We start from the raw sequence: 20,946 nt of genomic DNA on the forward strand, positions 1-20,946 counted from the left end.
CTATTTTTTAACCAGTTGTAGTTTCGCGGGAATTTTTTCGAGTATGAGCATACATTCTGTCCAGCCTTGCTTTAATACATCCATCACCGTTATATCCAGTTGTTTTTTCAGGCACCCGTAGCCAAACAATATGCCCACCACCAGGTTCAGAAAGGAGGCGGCGGCCACCGCACGCAGGTCCATAAATAGCCAGATAAACAACACATCCCCAATTACATTGATGCCTAACTTGATCAGGTTTTTATAAAAGTTGAGATGTGGTTTGTTCATCATGTCCAGCGTTACGCCCACAAACCGGTCCATCGGGTAGAGGATTGCCGAGCACAAAAAGATCACTACAATCGGTAATGCCACCAGGTATTCTTTGCCGGCCAGGATGATGATGAGTGGATGTATAAACAGGATGAGCCCCAGTATAAAAGGCAGAATCAGGAAGGTGATGGCGCCGGTGTATTTGCAGAACGTGCGTGCGATGGCGGCGGGATCATTACGGTTAGCAGCGCCGGACAGCGTAGGCTGTGCCGTGGCGGCAAAACTTCTCAGGATGATTTCAATCACCTCCATGAACTTCTGCGGGATACTGTAAATAGCTACAGCCGCGGGGTTAATCATGGTGCGGATAAAGAAGTTGTCGGAATAGGGGATAAAGGTAGACGCTATCATACTGCCTACTATCAGTCGCCCATATACGAACAATGATTTTACTTCTGCGATGCTTTTGAAATAAAGACTGCGGATGCCCGTCCACCTGTGTACAATGCAGTAAATACTTGTTACCAGCATAGCGGTGGCATAGGCGTAAGTAACCATCAGCAAACCGGATTTACCGGTAAAATGCATGATGGTAAGCAGTAGTAAGAAGGTGGCATTTTGCAGGATGCGGATTTGCACAATCTTATCAAACTGATGTTTGGCCTGCAGCAGCCAGGTGGCGAAGTTAAAGGGGAGCGATAGCAATAAAATGATCCCAAGATATTGCAGGAAATATTGCCAGCTGGGCCCGAGGTAACCCCAGCCTATACCAAGTACGAGCAGGTTGATCAGCAGGAATGCCAACGTGATGGCAATAGCCAGGTACCACGCGCTGCCACATACTTTGCGGGCAGTGAAGGCATTGGTGCCTGCATAGTATTTGATCAGTCCTGATTGCAGCAGGCCGGTGCGGATCTGGTCCAGCATATTATAAGTCACCTGGAAAAATACCCATTCCCCAAAAGTTGCTTCCGGTAAGGTTCTTACCAGCAGGGCAAACGAAAGAATATTGAAAAATGCTGAAATAACATTCCCCATTAACGATTGAAAGTGATGATTCCTGATTACACTCATTAGCCTGAAACCCATACAATTAACTATAAATGAAGAACCTGTAACGCAGTGTGATGCTGCTTTTCAAGTCCGGGATTATCAATGTTGTTCTGGCTTTTATAAACAGGATATAGTTGGAGTTGACGGCAAGGTACAAATTTTTTTAAAATTAGATGATTTTAATTTTTAATAAAATATTAAATTAATATGTTGGATTTGTGAGAGTTGCATATATTAAAAAATTATGCTTTATGATTTTTGGGCATATATATGCAAAAAAATTACTATTTGTATGATGAAATGTATTTACTTTGTACCTGTACTTATTAACCTCGTACACCTAAAATGTAAACATATCAGGGAAAAACTTTACCAATCTTTACTATGAATAACCTCACGGATTTCAATAAGAGATTGAAGAGAGTGATGAATGCAGGACTATGTCTGTTAATGTTGCTGATGGCCCCGGACTTATTTGCACAGCAAGGGAAACTAACTGCACGCGTCACTGGTCTTTATAATCCCGCCGGACTCCTCGAGTCGCTGCCGCAGGGATATTCACCTACAGGGAAGAAATTTCCTTTATTACTATTCTTTCATGGTTTGGGAGAAGAAGGGAATGGCACCACGGAAATTAACCGGGTGATTGTGAATGGTCCGCCTAAGTTAATTAACCAGGGTGCGTTTCCGGCGACTTTTAAGGTAGGGGATTCTACGGAGTCCTTTATTGTGTTATGTCCGCAGTTCAGAGGGATTCCTAACCTTCCCAACATCGACTCCCTCATCGAATACGCTTACCGTAACTATAACGTGGATACCAACCGGGTATACCTCACAGGCCTCAGCAGGGGCGGTGGCGTGATTTGGGGGTATGTGAGTTCACAGGTATATTCCTGTAACCGCGCGGCCGCAATTGTGCCCATTTGTGGCGCCTATGACCCCGGTCCTTTACGTTCACCGTTACCAATTCAGTCGATCATTATTTCATCCAATAACTTACCCGTATGGGCGCTTCATAACGAAAACGACCCTACGGTACCTTCAGCTTCCTCCAAAAACTGGGTAGCATTAATCAACGCTTATGTGCCGGCTCCCAATCCATTGGCGCGACTCACCATATTTAACGCCAGCGGTCACGATGCCTGGTCAAAGGCTTATGATCCCAATTACCGGGAGGAAGGCAAGAACGTGTATGAATGGATGCTGCAATTCAGCAAAGCCAAACGCGGCGGCGTAGTAACCAACAAACCACCAACGGTTAACGCAGGTACCGACTTCACCCTGGTGCTGCCAAACAACGCACAGCTGGACGGTTCCGCCACCAAAGATCCTGACGGTACAGTGGCCACTTACAAATGGACACAAACCGCCGGGCCTAACACCGCCACCATCGCCACGCCGGCTGCGGCTAAAACCGCCGTCAGCGGCCTGATAAAAGGCACGTACACCTTCCGCCTCACTGCCATTGACGATAAAGGCGCCAGCGCCTTCGATGATGTGGTGGTAACAGTGCAGGATGTAGCCAACACAGCTCCTACTACCAACGCAGGCGCAGATATTAAAGTAGTACTCCCAGCCTCCGCACAGCTGGACGGCTCCGCCACCAAAGATGCGGATGGTACCATCGCTACCTATAAATGGACACAAACATCCGGGCCCAATACGGCCACTATAACCACACCGGCCGCCGCTAAAACAACGGTGAGCGGACTGGTGAAAGGTGTGTACGTTTTCCGCCTCACTGCTACCGACAATGGTGGACTATCCTCCTTCGATGAAGTACAGGTAACGGTAGAAGAAGCGGTAGTCAACAAACCACCGCAGGCCAGCGCAGGTGCTGATGTGATTATCACCCTGCCTGTAAACAGTGTACAGCTGGATGGTTCCGGCTCCAGAGATGCGGATGGCAGCATTGCATCGTATAACTGGTCACAAACCGCCGGCCCTAACGCAGCCACCATTACCGGCCTGACAACCGCCCAGGCCACCGCGGGTGGACTTATCAAAGGCGTATATACGTTCCGGTTAACCGTAAAAGATAACGGAGGGCTCACCGCCACGGATGATGTACAGGTAACCGTGCAGGAAGCACCGGTAGATAAAAAGCCACCGGTAGCAATAGCCACCGCACCTGAAACCATCATACTGCCGGCAAACAGCGTTACGCTCAACGGCAGTACCAGCCATGATCCGGATGGCAACATTGTTACCTGGGCGTGGACGCAGATCAGCGGCCCCGGCGTGCACCTGGCAGGCAGCGGCACTTCCACGGCCACGGCCACCGATATGCCGGAAGGTGTGTACGGATTCAAACTGGTAGTAACGGATAATGATGGCCTCAGTGCCACCGCCAGCGTGAAAGTGGTGGTAGTAGATGCCAATGATAACCCCGGGGACTCCACCACCATCAGCTATTACCCGAATCCGACCAGGGGTAAAGTGCGGCTGGAAATAAGAAGTGCACACGTACGTACCGCCAGGGTTACCATTTTCGACCTGCGCGGACAAACAGAATTCAAATACAACTACCCGCTAAACGGGGTGAGTTATATCGAACTGGATCTCGGTAACCTGCCTAACGGTGTACACATTATTGATGTACGCGGAGAGGATAAGTTTAAATGGGCAGGCCGCATCCTTAAGTTTTAAGTTCTGAGGTTTTAGTATTGTCATTAGCTGGCGGCATATGCATCGGCAAGCGCCCGCTAATCAAAAAAGTAAAGGCTGCCCTTTGTGGGCGGCCTTTGACTTTCAGTGTTGTTCATGTTTTGCAATAGCGTCGTATATCCCTGCTACTGAGTTTTCCCAGGTATGCGACAACGCAAACTCCCTGCGGCGGCCGGCCTGCAATTCCGGTACTTCTGCCAGTGCGCGTTCGGCCATTTCAATATATCCTTCCACGTTAGCAGCCAGGTATACATAGTCCCTGAAAAGCTCCATGGTAGGGGTAGCCGTTGCCAGCACCGGCTTACCCATGGCCAGGTACTCATCCACCTTCAAGGGATAATTCCCGATGGTCATATCGTTTACCAACTGCGGATTCATGCATACATCAAAGCTGGCCACATAGGCTGGCAGCTCCGCCATGGGCTTGCGGCCCGGGAAGTATACGTTGCCCAGCTGGTGCAGTGCTGATGACTGGAAATCGGCATCTTCCGGACCCACCAGCACAAAATTCCAATCCGGCCGCCGTGTAGCCATTTCCGTAATTAACGATATGTCCAGCCTTAAACTGGTGAGCGCACCTACATAGCCTATCACCGGTTTGCCGGGTGGAGGTATATCCGCCGGGCGGGTATAGCTCTGCCGGGGATCAAACAGGGATAGTTCGCAACCCTGACCGATGTAATAACTGTTAGGGTTATACGACTTTAACCGCTCTGCCAGGTACATGGAGTTAGCCACCCCGATATCCGCCTTCGCGATGTGCAGCGGCTCCATGGTTTGGCCATGCTTTTTCCAGTAGTCCACCGCCAGCAGGTAGTCCCGGCTGTAGTAAATGTAAAGTTCCGGTTGCAGCAACTCCTTAAGGTGGTAGCCCCTGAACATATCGTTGTCGTTGAATAGTATGATGTTACGAAACCCTAATTGCTGCATCGCTTTTCGGATCTCCTTTGCAAAGCGACGGTTATTCACCTGATTAAACACCCGGAACAGGGTAGTGGAAGGCAGCCAGTTGACCGATTCCATCACCGAAAGCGGGTAATAATTCCACATGTTATCGTTGATGCGTACCAGTGAGTCCTGCGTATTTTTCAACAGGGATTTATGGTGCAGCAAATTAGCGTCCTGCTTTTCTGTGAGCAGTGTTTTACGGTCCAGCGGCGCATTGATATACAATACCCGGTTGTGCCGGGAAAATTCCAGGGCAATGTTTTTGCAGTTACTACCGATGGGGGTGTACCATGGCTGCAGGCCAATGACAACTATATCCCGGTTTTGAACAGGCATATAAATCAATTAAATGAAAACTTAGGCAGGTAGATCGGAGGATGGATGGATAAAATCAGTAGGTATGTAAAGTAAATAAATTCCGCCGGTTCCTGCAAATTTTCTTGCAGAAACCGGCGGCTAACGGCAGTAAACCTCTTGTGCCGGAAATATGTTAACTTAAATAAAGAACAATCATCGGATTATGAGTGATATCGTAGAAATCAGAAATCTCACCGTGGAAGACTATTTTGACCTCAAAGCGTCCATGGTATCAGCCTATGCCGATATGAGCGGCAGCTACTGGCGCGAGCCCACAATCCGCCGGTTGATCAGCATCTTCCCGGAAGGACAGATAGCGGTCACGGTAAATGATAAGGTGGTAGGTTGTGCGCTGTCCATCATCGTGGACTACAACAAATACGGCGACGATCATACGTACGAGCAGATCACGGGCTATTACAACTTTAGTACGCACAATCCCAAAGGGGATATCCTGTATGGTATTGAGGTATTTGTAGACCCGGAATACAGGGGGCGGCGACTCGCGCGGCGACTGTACGATGCCCGCAAGAACCTTTGTGAACAGCTGAACCTGGAAGGGATTGTGGCCGGCGGCCGTATTCCAAATTATGAAAAATATGCGGACAAGCTGACCCCAAGGGAATACATCCGCAAGGTGCGCGACAAGGAAATTTACGATCCTACACTTACGTTCCAGTTTTCGAACGACTTCCAGGTCACCAAGATATTACGAAACTACCTGCCATCCGATGAAGCCAGCAAGGGCTTTGCTACGCTGCTGAAATGGTATAACATCTACTATGAACCGGATCGGGATAACATCCGCTATACTAAGTCCACCGTCCGTATCGGGCTGGTGCAATGGGAAATGCGGGATTACGGCAGTCTGGAAGGTTTTTTGTCGCAGGTAGAATATTTTATTGACGCCGTAAGCGATTACGGGTCCGACTTTGTGGTATTCCCGGAACTCTTTAATGCGCCGCTGATGGCGGAATTTAACCAGCTGGACCCGGCAGGGGCTATCAGGGGAGTTGCGCGGTATACAGAGCAGATCCGGGAGGCCATGCAGCAATTTGCCGTGTCGTACAATGTAAACGTGATATGCGGTAGTATGCCGATCCTGCGTAACGACCTGTTGTATAATATTTCTTACCTCTGTCGCCGCGACGGTACCCATGAAGAATACACCAAAATTCATCCGACGCCCAGTGAAGTGTATGCCTGGGGTATCAAGGGGGGCAATGAGATCAGGGTGTTTGATACAGATTGTGGGAAGATAGGAATTCAGATTTGCTATGATGTAGAGTTTCCGGAAACATCCCGCATTTTGGCGGAGCAGGGCATGCAGATTTTGTTCGTGCCTTTCATGACGGATACCCAGCATGCGTATAACCGTGTCCGTTTTTGCGCGCAGGCCCGGGCGATTGAAAACGAGTGCTACGTGGCTATTTCCGGCTGCATTGGCAACCTGCCCAAGGTGAATAATATGGACCTGCAGTATGCCCAAAGTTGTGTACTCACCCCATCCGATTTTCAATTCCCCGTGACGGGTATAAAAGCAGATGCAACACCCAACACCGAGATGGTGGTGATTGCCGATGTGGACCTGGTACTGCTTAAAGAGCTGCATGCTTTTGGCAGTGTACAAACGATGAAGGATAGACGAAAAGATTTGTATGAGGTGGTGCAGAAAAAGAAGAACGGTTGATCTGTATCACCCGGATGTTGGAGTGCGCGGCGGGCGCCCCAAAATCCGTTTTTAATCGATCGCCGAAGGCGATCGATTAAAAACGGAAAACTTCTGCACGTATAAATCAACTAAATAAGCAATCTTTGCAGGGCATTTATAACCAGTTACTAAGTAAACGAACAGCATATGAGTAAAAAGATCAATCTGGCCCTGCAAATCATTCCCAGCGTGCCTTCCGAGCAGGTATATGCAGTAGTGGATGAGGCCATTGCGGTAATCAAAGCTTCCGGATTAAAGTACAGGGTATGTCCATTTGAAACAGTGATGGAAGGGACCTACGAAGAGCTGATGGAAGTAGTACGCCAGGCGCAGGAAGTGTGTTTTAAGGCCGGAGCATCGCAGTTGCTCGTGTATGTAAAAATGCAGATACGCAAGGATAGCGATGTGACGATGGAGGAAAAGACCGGAAAGTATGATGCAGCGCAGTAAGCTTTGCCAAAAAATACATCATATCTGAATTATTATATCTATCTTACTTACTATAAATCTAAAAGAAGAGGATATGAGATTTGCTGCAGTACAGGACGACTCGTCGAAAATTATTACCCACCTGCTCATCGTGGTGGTTATTCTGATTGGATGCAGGCAGGTGATGGTAGACCGGCACGATGCTATTCCCACCACCATAGCCCTGATGATCCTGTTGCCGGCGCTGCTGATAGCCTGGGGGTTAAGTCCCCGCTACTATGTACTCACGGCTGCCGATATTATCATTAAAGGTCACCTCCGGAGCATACGTATTCCGCTGAAAGATGTATTACGCCTGCGCAGCATTGAAGAGGAGGAGCTGGGCGAAAGCGCCCGCGTATTTGCCAGTGGTGGTGTATTTGGTTATCTGGGAGCCTACCGCTCCGCTGAAATGGGGGACTATCAACGCTGGTGTACCAACAACGAACACCTGGTGCTGATAGAATCTGCCAGTAACAAGTGGGTGATCAGCCCCGATGATTCCGCAGTTTTTGTAAAAGCGGTCAACAAAATTATTAACGAAGTGCACTAACGCGCGGCGTTATACGATAAAGCCGGCTATGTTCCCTTACGGGTAACATGCCGGCTTTTTTATCTTTATCGCTCCAGCGCACCGCGCGCAGCGCGGAATCTACTCAATGACACCGAAAGTGTCATTAAAAATAAGCAAATGCCTGTTGCAGGTAGTAGGGCAGTGTAAGTACCGTTTTATTATTTTGCCTATTTGCAAAGCTTGTTTTACATCTCCCTAACTAACCGAATGGAAGAACAGGTACCCTAATAAAATAGCCGATACAATACCGCAGAAATCCGCAATCAGGCCCGCAGTAAGTGCATACCGGGTTTTCTTGATATTGACAGAACCGAAGTACACGGCTAGAATATAAAAGGTGGTTTCAGTAGTACCCTGGATGATGCTCGCGAGTCGCCCTACAAATGAATCCGGCCCGTTATGCTCCATGATTTCCACCATCAGCGCCCTGGAACCGCTGCCACTCAAAGGTTTCATGAAGGCTACCGGTAACGCAGGTACGAAATCAGTATTTAAACCCATGGCGGCAAACAATGCACCGATGCCGTTTACCAGGTAATCCATACAGCCGGTGGCGCGGAATGCACCAATGGCCACGATGATACCCACCAGGTATGGGATGATCCGCACAGAAATCTGGAAGCCTTCTTTTGCGCCTTCGATGAATACATCATATACGTTGATCTTTTTCACAATACCGGAAACGAGGAACGTTACCACGATGGCGAAAATAATTCCCCCGCCGAGGCTCGCGGTGCGTGGCCCGATTTGGTCCGGCGGCATATTCTTTACCCAATAGAAGAGTCCGTATAACAAAGCCGCGAAACCCGCCAGAAACACCAGCACCGGCAGTTTAAACAGGTTGATTTTTTGGTAAATGGACACCGTGATCATACCGGCAATAAACGCGATGAACGTGGAGATAAGGATGGGAATGAACACATCTGCGGGGTTAGCTGCGTGGGCAGCCAGCCGCAAGGCGATTACCGAGGTAGGGATTAGGATGACCCCGGCTGTGTTCAGTACGAGGAACATGATTTGTGGATTGCTGGCCTCTTCCGGTTTGGGATTGAGTTCCTGCAATTCCTTCATGGCCTTGAGGCCCATAGGGGTGGCCGCATTGTCCATCCCCAGCATGCTGGCTGAAAAATTCATCAGCATGGAACCCATGGCCGGATGGCCCTTAGGTACGTCCGGAAACAGTTTGGAAAAGAAGGGGTTTACGAAGTTGGAAAAGCGCTGGATCATACCACCCGCTTCGCCTACACGCATGATGCCCAGCCAGAAAGTCATGATACCAGCCAGTCCTAAGGAGATTTCGGCGCCGGCTTTGGCGTTGGTGAGCATGGAATTCATTACTGCCCCGAATACAGCGGTGTCTTGCAGAATGAAGGTCTTGAACAAGGCAACCACAAAGGATATGAGGAAGAATGCCAGCCAGACGTAGTTTAAAGCCATGAGTTTTCAATTATTTAATTCGTGAAGATAGTTTTTTGTTTCTATTAACCAAATGTGCCATCAGTTATAACGCTTTGAGAGATAGAAACAAAACCTTATCTTTGCGCAAATTTTGAAAAATGGCTTTGCAAGTAGGAATTGTAGGATTACCGAATGTAGGAAAATCAACTTTGTTTAATGCGGTAAGCAACAGCGCCAAAGCGCAGGCCAGTAACTACCGTTTCTGTACTATCGAACCAAACGTAGGTCTGGTAGATGTGCCGGACACCCGTCTGACGAAACTGGAAGAACTGGTAAAACCTAATCGTGTAGTACCTACGACTATTGAATTTGTGGATATTGCCGGCCTGGTAAAAGGCGCCAGCAAAGGGGAAGGACTTGGAAACAAGTTTCTCGCCAATATCCGCGAGGTAGATGCGATCGTACATGTGATCCGCTGCTTTGAAGATGATAACATTCTCCGTGAAGAAGGTGCCATCAACCCGATGGGCGATAAAGGAATCATTGATACCGAGTTACAGCTGAAAGACCTGGAAAGCGTGGAAAAGAAAATCGCGCGTACCGAGAAAATGGCTAAAACCGGCGGTGATCCGAAAGCAAAAAGAGAATACGAAATCCTGAAACAGTGCCAGGAGCACCTGGAGCAAGGCCGCAACATCCGCGAGCTCCAGTTGAGCAAAGAGGATAAAGTGGCAATTGCCGACCTGTTTCTGCTGACAGACAAGCCAGTGCTGTACGTGGCTAACGTAGACGAGGCTTCCCTGCTCACCGGTAACAAATATTCCGAAGCGCTGATTGAAGGCGTTAAAAGCGAAGGCGCCCAGGTAATCGTAATGAACAACACGATTGAGGCACAGATCTCCGAAATGGAAGATCCTGCCGATAAGGAACTGTTCCTGAGCGAATACGGCCTTACCGAGCCAGGCCTGAACCGCCTGATCCGCTCTGCCTACAACCTGCTGGAACTGATCACTTATTTCACTGCCGGTGTACAGGAAGTACGCGCATGGACCATCCACCGCGGATGGAAGGCACCACAGGCTGCCAGCGTGATCCATACTGACTTCGAAAAAGGGTTCATCAAAGCTGAGGTGATTTCTTATGATGACTACGTAAAATACGGTTCTGAAGCTGCTGCCCGCGAAGCTGGCCGTTTCCGCATCGAAGGTAAAGAGTACCTCGTTGCAGATGGGGATGTGATGCACTTCCGCTTCAACGTATAATTACTATAAACTGCTTTAGGCTTTTTGCCTGAAGGTTACAACAACAACAGAAGGGGCGGGGTTTCTCCTGCCCTTCGTCTATTTATGGCATTTGGATCAAGGGCTTCGCCCTTGATCCAAATGGGAGCAGGGCCTGCGGCCTTCGCGGCCCGCTTTTGTATCTTTCGATCGTTGGCAAGGGCTTCGCCCTTGACGCAAGCTTGGCGGGCCTGCGGCCTTCGCGGCCTGCTTTCGAGTTTTTCAATCGTTGGTTAGGGTAGTAAGCCATACTCTTTAACAGGGGTGGGCCAGGGCGCCAGCCCTGACCCACCTCTGTTTGCCCTGGCCGAAGGCCAGGGCAAACAGGCCCCCAAACAAATATCATTTCCCTCCTATATAATCAAAATAAAAATCCCCAAATCTCTCTAAATCAAACATTAATTCCTTAGTTTAGCCCCTCAATTATCGTTAACTCATGAAATTTGTAAGGAATGTGAAGCTCTTCTTCCGGGAAGGGAATTCAGACAAAACCTATGAGATCGATCTGTGCGAAGTAGGCCCTGACCAATACCTTGTCAATTTTCGCTACGGAAAGAGAGGTGCCAACCTGAAAGAGGGAACAAAAACAACGAGCCCCGTACCATTGGCTTCCGCTAACTCCATCTTCGATGCACTCGAAAAGGAAAAGCGTAGCAAAGGCTATATCGGTGAACAGGAATCGGCCAGCAAGGAACAGCTGACAGACGACGCGTCGGCCGCCATCATCGACGGTATCAGCAATCCCCGCCACAAAGCGATCCTCAAAAGGTTACAAAACCACCCGGCCGGCAAGCACGCGTGGAAAATGTCAAGAGTGATCTGGCGCGCAGGGGAGCTGCGCATCGGCGAATCCGCTCCCTTCATCATCAAACAGGGGGATAAAAAAGATGCACTGCACCGCTACTCCGTGATCTGGTCGCTCAGTCGCACCGGCGATGCCGCCGCCATCCCCGTACTTAAAGCCTATATGGAAAACAGCGCCTATCCGCCCAATATCCGTATGCTGGCCGCCAACGGGATGCTCATGCTCCTGCCGGAAGCAGATAAACCTGCCTTCCTGCAACCCTACCTCAACGCCATGCCGGAACACCTCCGCGCAGCGGTGCTGGAAGGTAATACCAACGCCATCTTTCAGTTACTGCATGAATATATCGTAGTGCAGCAGGCCACCCAGTACCCGCTGCTGGAAGAATGCTACCTGCTGTCCACTGCCTACCCGGCACTGCGACAAGCACTGCTAATCCTGCTCACCCAGGTGGCCTTCCGCCCATCCTGGTTCCAGCACCTGCGCCATATCTACAAGCAGGCAGAAATGAAGGACGACCACCTAGTGGTGGCAGCGCTCGCACACCGCATAGAGCGGGAGCCCGCCATGTTTACCATGCCCGCAAAAGAATACGAAGAGTGGAGGCCCGAAACGTTTATCGCCGAACTCAACACCTTCGTAAAAGTGCGTTCCGAAATAAAGAAGCCAGGCAGCCGCATTGCTTTCTCCCATAAAACACGCCGCTATTTTAACCGCCGCGTACTGCGCCGCTTAAAACGCCTCGGTGGTGCAGGGGATAAGGAATATGTACGCTTCGCCACAGCACTGCTGTTGCAATATGTACAGGAAACGGATGGAACTAAGCCGTACCAGCGGCGCGATTATGCCTACGTCAACAACCGTTATACATCCATAGAAAAGCAGTTCCCGGAAAACTCCAAAGCCATCTTCCTCAATTATATCATCCGCGGTAACGCAGCCGACCTGCAATACCTGCCGGGTAAAGAAGAGTGGATGTTTAAGGTAGATGATAATGCCACTACCAGCGGCACTCCGCGTGCTACGGCCAACCCGGACCTGCTCAAAAAAGAAAATAACAGTCTGCTGAAAAAACTCTTCAGCTGGCTCAATACCGATAAACATGTAGTGCCGCAACCCGGTACCTACCAGCCTGCGTCCACCGAACCTGCAGCAGTACACTCCGATGTACCTTTCCAGCAATTATGGAACGATACGCCGGAAGCATTCATCCAACTGCTGATCGGCGGTAAAATGGACCAGGTGCACGTATTTGCGATGGAGCAACTGAAAGCGCACCCCCGCTTTGAAGAACTCAAATCGCGTATAACCGAAGACGTTATTGCAGCCCTGCTGTATAACAAGCATCATATTCCGTCTTTATTTGGTCTGGAACTGGCCCGGGAAAAGTATAACCCCGCGGCGCCGTCCTCACTGCTGCTACGCATCCTGCTCATCTGCCCGTTGAAAGAGGCGAGAGACCAGGCAATGGAGTGGATCAGTGCCAACCCTGCAGGAATACTCGCGGATAACGACATCCTGCAAACGCTGATCTTCAACCCATACGAAGAAGTTCGCAAATTCGTGGTTAGCATCTACCCACCGGCCGATATGCCTGCGCAGCAGGCAAAAGTACTGGCAGGACTCACCATTGCTCACCTCATGCAGCTGGAAGTTAAAACAGAACAGGAAAACCTGATTCTTACCGATGCCTGCCGCATCCTGGAAAGCTACTGTGCACCAGTGTTCAAACAGCTGGATGTAATGGTGATCTACGACCTGATGCAGCGTAACATTGTGGCCCTGCAAGCCTTCGGCGTGCGGTTACTTTTACTCAAGGCAGACGATAACTATAACTTCGACCAGATATCCACCACACAGCTGATGGGTATCCTCAACAGTGAATATGGCCCGCTCCGCGATGCCGCCTGGTCCATCGTTCGCAAGATCAGCGATGTGGAAATGCTGCGCCGCCCGGAAATGATCCTGGAATGCCTGTTGTCGCCACATAAAGGCATCCGCCGCCAAATGGCCACGCTGGTGGCGCGACTCATCACCGTGGATAACCGCCTGGCCGTATACCTTGTGAATGAACTGGTACCGCTGCTCATGCGCACGGAAAAATCAGAAGGCAGCCACGAGGATATTGCAGCATTGCTGCGTACCCAGCTGGCAGATTACCTGAATGATATTGATACTGCATCTGCACTGCGACTCCTCTACGCCAATTACCGCCCTGCACAGGAATTTGGTATCCTGCTGCTGGATAAGTATATCCCGTCAGATTCCCTGACACTCAAACAGATCATCGCCACCGGCGCACATGAACTGCAACAGGTGAGAGCGTGGTGCTGGAATTTTTACCGCAACAACGTTGCGCGTATACGTGCAGAAAAAGATACCGCCGTAGCGCTGCTGGATAGCAAATGGGATGATACCCGCCGCTTCGCCATCGACTACTTCCGCAATACCTTTACAGAGGCCGACTGGAGCCCGGAAAGCCTCATCGCACTGGCCGACAGCGTACGCACCGATATCCAGGCCTTTGGCCGGGAACTGCTGATGCGCTTCTTCAAAAATGAAGACGGCCCGCAATACCTGCTTAAACTGAGCCAGCACCCAAGTGCTGCCATGCAGCTCTTTGCTACCAGCTATCTGCAGAACTACGCCGCCGGACAACTGGAATATATCAAACTGCTGGAACACTATTTCCGCTCTGTACTTACCCGCGTAAACAAAGCCAGGGTAGCAAAAGAGAGAGTATTCACTTTCCTGGAAACAGAAGCGCTGAAATCAGAACAGGCAGCTGCATTCATAGCAGGTATTATTACCGATATCTCCGCCACCGTGGCTATTGGCGATAAAGCCAGATGTATCAGTATCATGCGTAACATCAGTCAGCACTTTACGCTGGATCTGCCAATCGTTTTTGTTGAACCGGCAGTGCGACTGCATTAAATCGTTTATCCATTTATGTTATTTAACTACAGGTATAGTGGTAACTCTCAGGTGTTCAGCGATGCAGGCAGCGCCGGCATCTCCTTTGCGCCTGATACCCATCGTGAACCCACTTTTTTCGTAGGGAAGCTCAGTAAAAAAATCGCTTTCCGTGAAGCCATATCTTCCCTCCATGATGTAGTTGTTTCTGACCTCCGCTTTAAACCAAAAGATAAAACGGAGTATAAGGAATGGGCAGCACAGCAGGAGTCGATCTGGCTGGCGGAATTCATGCAGGGCTATGATGCCCAGGCGGCTGATCAAAAAATTGAAGGTCTCCGCGCTGACCTTCGTAACATCTGGGACCAGAAAGACAAGGCCATGGGGCCTTTCAATAAAGCCAAACGCGCGTATTTCGATTATCTCTATCAGAAAGACAGAGATGCATGGTTTGTGCTCGATCCGGTAATCAGCGTGCACCCGGATGAAATATTCTTTGAGTGTTTCAGTCAGGATGAATCTACCTATGGTAAGCTGAGCGCCAGTTATAACGTGTTTAAAGAAGTGAATGAGTTTGAGTGCGGGACAACCAATATCGATTATTCAGCCGCTTTATATAATGAGTTTCAGAAAATCAGGGACTATAAGGAAACTGATTTCCGTGTGGACCCGGGAGGCTTTCAGGTGCAAACTTCGCAGGAGGAACTGTACCATGAAGTAAAGATCGACCTGCCGGATAGCTGGGTGAGAGGTTTCCTGCAGGTAAGTTCCGCCATGACTTTGCCGGCAGCTACTTTCGACCTGCATCCGATGGATGTATATAATTTCTGCAGCTGGCTCAGGAGATTTAAAGAGATAAAAGGGCCGCGGTCTATACGTTTTATCCTGGAACCGGGAAAGCCTGTCCGTGCAGTATTTGAGCCATGGAACCGTGAAATCGTATGTGCGAGATCGTTATACACCGGGCCGCAGGCACGTGAAATCCGCATATGGGGGAGGAGACGTATCCTCATCCTGGAACGCCTGATCCCTATCGCCCGCAAATTCACGGTGCACCTAACCGGCAGCGGTTTGCCCTCCTTCTTTATTGCGGACCTCGGAGATATGCAGTTTACACTCGGATTATCCGGTTGGACTGCCAACGACTGGTCGCGTGCCGGGCAGTTTGATCTCATGGCGCCGCGGGCAGAAGTTTCCGAACCTGATAAGTTCAGGGTGTACAATGCACTGAAGTCAGTATGGTTTAGTACAGCGGCCGACCTGGTGAAGGCCACCGGATTAAGCAGTGCCACGGTGCTGGGCGCACTGGGGCTGTTTACCCAGGCTGGTAAAGTGATCTACGACCTCCACGGAGGTGTATACCGTTTGCGTGAACTGAGCCGCGAGCCACTGCCCATGCACCTGTTACGCTTCAGTACTCCTGAAGAGGCAGATGCCGAAATACTGGTAAACCAGGGGAAAGTATCCTACACGGAAAATCAAATTACCGGCGTAGGCACCCAACTGAAAGGAACAGTGAGTGTACAGCGTGTATACTATCCCGTTATGATTATAGACGCCGATGAAAGAATGACCAATGCACAGTGCGACTGTGATTTCTTTTATCAGAACAAACTGTACAAAGGTCCGTGCAAACACATGTTGGCACTGAGAAAAGCATATGCTGCAAAATAATTACTGAGAAAATTTTTGAGATCAGAAATTATTATATAACTTGCCGGCACAATAGAACTAAAGATCTTTATAAAGAGGAATTGATTGCACTTGCGCTCCTTCATGGAGATGAATGATGATTCGTCATTCAGGTATTTTGACTATACATGCTTCACTAAATGCAATCTTTACTTTGGGAGGGGCCTACTATGTAGATATTTACGGTAAGAGCCCCTGGGGCTTAAATATCCACATAGTAGGCCCCTCCCTGGAGTTGATTGATTTAGTCAATGGTTTGCACGAAGCGCCCTTTCCTCTTTATAAAATTCTTTACCCCTCTCTCTCCGGTAGCTATATACAGCAAATTTTTAACCTTAATGAATTACTATGCCGGAAGGTTTAACCCGTCAGCAGCTGTACGATAGAATTCGTGAAACATCCAAAGAGGAATACATCCTGGAAGAGATGGTACGCCTTGGCTTCTGGTCAAGGGATACCGATAAGCCGTCCATCCCTGAAGCACTGATTAAGCAGGAAGGAGAGCTGAATCGACAGCTCAATCAACTGTTGTCAGAGCGTTCAAAATATCGTGATAAAAAACGCCTGCTCGTGGAAATGCGCAAGCAGCGTATGGCACAGGCAAAAGCTAAACGTGCGGAAACTAAAAAACGCAACGAGCAAAAACGCATCGAGCGTGCCGCCGCCTGGGCTGAAAAGAAACAGCAGGATATTATTTATCTCGGCGAGAACGTTTCTGCCGGGTTGAATAAAAATCAGTCCGACACCGCGCAGCTGCAAAAATACAATTTGCCGGTATGGCATTCCGCCACTGACCTGGCTGCCGCCATGCAATTGCCTTTGGGTAAATTGCGCTTCCTTGCCTTTAACCGCAGTGTAGCTCATCAAACGCATTACCAGCGCTTTGCTATTCCGAAAAAATCCGGTGGTACCCGTATTATCTCAGCGCCCATGCCGCAGCTAAAGGCCGCGCAGCACTGGATTTTGGAAAATGTGTTGTACAAAGTATCCAACAGTGGCTCTGCTAATGGCTTCGTGCCGGGTAAGTCTATTGTTACCAACGCTATCCCACACGTAGGAAAGGATCTGGTGATCAATATTGATTTAAAAGACTTTTTTCCATCTGTGGCTTACAACCGCGTAAAAGGATTATTCTGCAAGTTGGGATACAGCGAACAGGTGGCTACCATACTTGGACTCATCTGCACAGAACCTGAGGTAGATGAAGTGTTGCTGGATGGCCGCAAATACTTTGTAGCTAAAACAGCCAGGGTGCTGCCACAAGGCGCTCCTACCAGTCCCGCCATCACCAACCTGATCTGCTATAAAATGGACCGGCGTTTTGAAGGGTTATCCGCTAAATACGGGTACGCCTACACGCGCTATGCCGATGATATGACTTTTTCTGCCAAAGGAGAAGCTGCGGCCAAGGCCGGGCAGCTCCTGTGGGCGGTGAAAAAAGTGGTGGCCGAAGAAGGTTTTGTATTGCATCCTGATAAGCTGAAAGTAATGCGCAAAGGCGATCGCCATGAGGTGACCGGTATAGTCGTTAACCAAAAGCTCAGCATTGATCGTACTACTCTACGCAAGTTCAGGGCCCTGTTGCATCAGGTGGAACTGACCGGGCTGGCTGGAAAATCCTGGGGTAAAGGCAATATTATCGCTAGTATGGAAGGCTATGCCAACTTTGTAATGATGGTAAAGCCGGAGCAGGGCCGCGCGCTAAAAACTAAACTGGCAGCGATTTTGAGTCGCGCCGATATTAAAGCCGAAGCACAGGCCATGTGGAAGAATGAACCGCCTGCTGAGCAGCCTGCAATGCCACCAGCTAATCCGGTGGCACCTCCTGCGCCTGAAAAGAAAACAGATGATCCCTGGTGGAAAGTCGTATAAAGCATAAAAAAAGCGCGCCATTGGCGCGCTTTTTTTATGCAACCGAGGGCCGGAGGCCCTCGGAATAAGTATTACAGATTGTAACCCAGTGATACATACCATTGTGAACCAACGGTAGGGTTCCCCCATGATTGTACATATTTTTTATTCAGGATGTTGGCGCCGCCCAGCTTAATAGTTGTTTTAGCTTTAGGGAACAGCTTAGTTACCTGTGCATCCATGGTGCCGTAGGCAGGAATTACGCCCTGGTTGGCCACGTTGATGGCATTGCTGGCAAAAGTAGACTGCCACACAAATTCATCCTGCCATCTCCAGGTAACGTTGAAGCCTATATAGCTTTTAGCGATGTTTCTGTTACCGAAGTTCAGGTTGTAGCGAACTTTCGGCGTGTTGTACATCGGCAGGAAGCTACCCAGTTTATCCGCATCCAGCAGTTCATTGTAGCTGATGTTACCACCCACGGTGAAGCTGGCTGGCAGAGAGTAATCCAGGCCCAGTGCCCAGCCCCATGATTTGATATCTTTATCGAGGCTCACCGGTACAGAGAAGATATTCTGCGTGGTGGCAGAAGTAGGCTGCACCAGGATCTGAGGGCCGTTGAAGTGCTTGAAATTGTTGGTGTAGATATAAGCGTCGATCAGCAGTTTTTGCGCTACGAGGCCTTTATAACCAATTTCCCAGGCACGGATTTTTTCAGGTTCGAAATCACGGAAAACATATTGTTCAGGTTTACCTGCCTGCACGGATTCAAGTGTATAAACAGGACCTTTATTCAGACCATAACGTTCACGCAGGAACGGTAAGCCGCCGATGAGGTGTGCCTGAGGTGTCTGCAGGTCGATGTACTGATCCTGGTTGGTAGGGATACGGAAACCTGTTTGGTAGGAAGCCCTGATATTGTGATTCTGCAGGAAGGTATATACCGCTGATAAACGTGGGCTGAACTGACCTTTAAAGTTTTCGTTTTTATCGTAACGCAGGGAGCCGGTCAGCTTGATGTGCTCGTCCAGCAGGCTTTTCATTACCTGTACATAACCGCCGTATTCGTTGATATTGAATTCGTCGCCATTGTCATCCACTGCAAAGAGTGTTTTTTCAGAGTTGAGGGTATAGATGCGGTAGTTACCACCGATAAGGATTTCAGCAAACTTCACCAGGTCTTTGAAGTTATACATAAACTCGGCCTGGTAGAGATTTGTTTTGTCCATGAACTTAGCACCTACGCCGGTAGCGTCACCAGGGATTGGTTTGCTTTTTACTTTGTCGGCTGCAGCGTTAAATTCTGCCGATCCTGGGAGAAAACGGCCATTGTCAGCTACGTTCCGGGCATTGGTGTTAAAGGTACCTCTGTTGCCATTAACCGCATTCTGGCCAATAACAAGTGCCTGGGCAGGGGTAGAGCCGGTTTGGAGTGCCCGGCCATATGCCTGTGCAAAAGCAGTAACAGACTGCGTGGCATATGTACCGAAGTATTGGGTAAACCAGTCGCGGCTTGTTTTCCAGGCTTCGTTGATGCCGGATGCCAGCGTACCAACGGCATAGCTGTCGCCGGACCTTTCCTGTGTAGTATATAACCTTACATAGAAATTAGAGCCGCGTAATTCCGCTTTGTACTGACCCATGCGGAAGTTCTTGATGGAGTAGCGGTCGGCCCCGGTGTACACCGTGGTGCCGGTACCATAACTACCCTGGATCAGGGCTTCCAGGTTTTCATGAATTTTATAGTGGAGGGCGGCGTTAAATTTAAGGTTTTTGGTATTGTAATCGGCCACGTCTTTTTCTGCATAACCGGTACGGCTAACGTAGGCGTTTGCAGCACCAGGCAGAGCAGAGGCGAGTATCTGGGCAGGTGTAACGGTATTGCCTAGCTGGGCGGCTACCGCTGCCAGCGTTTGGTTTAACGTACTGCCGGGAGTGTTGGCCTGGGCAGTGAGCGCGGCAGTCATATTCTGATTGATTTCATCCCCGTAGATGTTCACGCCGTTATACGCTTCGTTGTTGGCGCGGGTACCATCGGCGAGGGAGTGACCGTTGAGCAGACTCTGATCTCGGGTGTCATGCGCCTGCCAGTCGTCCGCCTTGATATAGCCGAAGTTTACTTTAAAGGCAAATTTGTTGTTGAATGCTTTGGCATAACGTACCGCGATATCGTAATAGCCGGTGGTGCCGGAAGTACGGCCACTTTCATTGAGGATACCTGTTTTAACGTTAGCGCTGAGGCCCTGGTACTGGAATGGGTTTTTACTGTTGAGCAGTACGATACCATTCAGTGCGTTAGGACCATACAATGCCGAGGCGGCGCCGGGGATCAACTCCACGTTGTCCATGTCCAGCTCGGAAATACCCACGATGTTACCTACAGAGAAGTTGAGGCCGGGTGCCTGGTTATCCATACCATCCGTGAGTTGCAGCACGCGGGTGTTACCGTTGGCATTGAAACCGCGGGTGTTTACAGATTTGAAGGTCAGGGACTGGGTGCTCATTTCAACGCCTTTGAGGTTGGCGAGGGCATCGTAGAATGTTGGGGCAGGACTGGCTTTGATAGCACGGGAGTCCAGCTTTTCGATGGATACCGGTGATTTCAGAATGCTTTCCTGTACACGGCTGGCCGCTACCACCACTTCCAGGCCGAGGATTTCGGTGGAATTCATCTCCACGGAGATGCTGGCATTGGCATCATTAACGGTTACTTCTTCTGTTTTAAAACCAACATAAGAAAACACAAGGGTTAACGGAAAAGACCGGGACGTTTTAATGGTAAATCCACCGGTATTGGAACTGACCGTGCCGGCGTTGGTGCCTTTGATGGCCACGCTTACACCTGCCATGGGATTACCACTGGTTTTGTCTTTCACAGTACCAGACAGGGTGGATTGTCCTTGGGCGAATAACATACTTGGGAGCAAAAACAACAAGTACAGGATTCCCCAGATAAATCTGAGATGATTGCGCT

At 49.5% G+C, this 20,946-nt stretch carries 12 protein-coding genes; 8 read left to right on the forward strand and 4 right to left on the reverse strand.

Annotation, left to right across the window (positions count from 1 at the left end; all coding sequences use genetic code 11):
• A complete protein-coding gene (locus BUB18_RS27845; RefSeq protein WP_083550942.1) occupies positions 1–1,341 on the reverse strand; it encodes a lipopolysaccharide biosynthesis protein in 1,341 nt (446 codons plus the stop codon).
• 348 nt (positions 1,342–1,689) lie between these two features.
• On the opposite strand from BUB18_RS27845, the gene BUB18_RS27850 reads away from it, so the two are divergent.
• Positions 1,690–3,954 (forward strand): PKD domain-containing protein, encoded by a 2,265-nt coding sequence (locus BUB18_RS27850; protein WP_073087495.1) that lies wholly within the window; start codon positions 1,690–1,692, stop codon positions 3,952–3,954.
• A gap of 102 nt (positions 3,955–4,056) precedes the next feature.
• Here BUB18_RS27850 and BUB18_RS27855 read toward each other — a convergent pair whose 3' ends face one another.
• On the reverse strand, positions 4,057–5,256 hold the full coding sequence (locus BUB18_RS27855) for a glycosyltransferase (RefSeq protein ID WP_073087497.1): 1,200 nt from the start codon (positions 5,254–5,256) through the stop codon (positions 4,057–4,059).
• Positions 5,257–5,440: 184 nt separating this feature from the next.
• On the opposite strand from BUB18_RS27855, the gene BUB18_RS27860 reads away from it, so the two are divergent.
• The 3 genes from BUB18_RS27860 to BUB18_RS27870 all read left to right on the forward strand — a co-directional run bounded on the left by BUB18_RS27860 (position 5,441) and on the right by BUB18_RS27870 (position 8,009).
• The gene (locus tag BUB18_RS27860) at positions 5,441–6,967 is read left to right on the forward strand and encodes a bifunctional GNAT family N-acetyltransferase/carbon-nitrogen hydrolase family protein (protein WP_073087498.1); all 1,527 of its coding nucleotides are present in this window, start codon (positions 5,441–5,443) and stop codon (positions 6,965–6,967) included.
• A gap of 168 nt (positions 6,968–7,135) precedes the next feature.
• A complete protein-coding gene (locus BUB18_RS27865) occupies positions 7,136–7,438 on the forward strand; it encodes a thiamine-binding protein (protein WP_073087500.1) in 303 nt (100 codons plus the stop codon).
• Positions 7,439–7,511: 73 nt separating this feature from the next.
• On the forward strand, positions 7,512–8,009 hold the full coding sequence (locus tag BUB18_RS27870) for a PH domain-containing protein (RefSeq protein ID WP_073087502.1): 498 nt from the start codon (positions 7,512–7,514) through the stop codon (positions 8,007–8,009).
• A 216-nt stretch (positions 8,010–8,225) separates the two neighbouring features.
• On the opposite strand, the gene BUB18_RS27875 is transcribed toward BUB18_RS27870, so the two are convergent.
• Positions 8,226–9,467 carry a nucleoside recognition domain-containing protein gene (locus BUB18_RS27875; RefSeq protein ID WP_073087504.1) on the reverse strand — a complete coding sequence of 414 codons (1,242 nt, stop codon included), beginning with the start codon at positions 9,465–9,467 and terminating at the stop codon, positions 8,226–8,228.
• A gap of 119 nt (positions 9,468–9,586) precedes the next feature.
• On the opposite strand from BUB18_RS27875, the gene ychF reads away from it, so the two are divergent.
• The 4 genes from ychF (at position 9,587) to BUB18_RS27895 (ending at position 17,993) form a co-directional block, all read left to right on the forward strand.
• Positions 9,587–10,690, forward strand: a complete 1,104-nt coding sequence (gene ychF / locus BUB18_RS27880) for a redox-regulated ATPase YchF (RefSeq protein ID WP_073087506.1) — start codon at positions 9,587–9,589, stop codon at positions 10,688–10,690.
• Positions 10,691–11,144: 454 nt separating this feature from the next.
• The gene (locus BUB18_RS27885; protein WP_073087508.1) at positions 11,145–14,450 is read left to right on the forward strand and encodes a hypothetical protein; all 3,306 of its coding nucleotides are present in this window, start codon (positions 11,145–11,147) and stop codon (positions 14,448–14,450) included.
• Positions 14,451–14,465: 15 nt separating this feature from the next.
• Positions 14,466–16,103, forward strand: coding sequence for an SWIM zinc finger family protein (locus tag BUB18_RS27890; protein ID WP_073087510.1), 1,638 nt, complete (start codon positions 14,466–14,468; stop codon positions 16,101–16,103).
• A gap of 366 nt (positions 16,104–16,469) precedes the next feature.
• Positions 16,470–17,993 (forward strand): reverse transcriptase domain-containing protein, encoded by a 1,524-nt coding sequence (locus BUB18_RS27895; protein ID WP_073087512.1) that lies wholly within the window; start codon positions 16,470–16,472, stop codon positions 17,991–17,993.
• Positions 17,994–18,064: 71 nt separating this feature from the next.
• On the opposite strand, the gene BUB18_RS27900 is transcribed toward BUB18_RS27895, so the two are convergent.
• Positions 18,065–20,887, reverse strand: coding sequence for a TonB-dependent receptor (locus tag BUB18_RS27900; protein ID WP_218588120.1), 2,823 nt, complete (start codon positions 20,885–20,887; stop codon positions 18,065–18,067).
• Between the last annotated feature and the right edge of the window lie 59 nt (positions 20,888–20,946).

It is taken from the genome of Chitinophaga jiangningensis (genome assembly GCF_900142605.1).
GTDB classification, from domain to species: Bacteria; Bacteroidota; Bacteroidia; order Chitinophagales; family Chitinophagaceae; genus Chitinophaga; species Chitinophaga jiangningensis.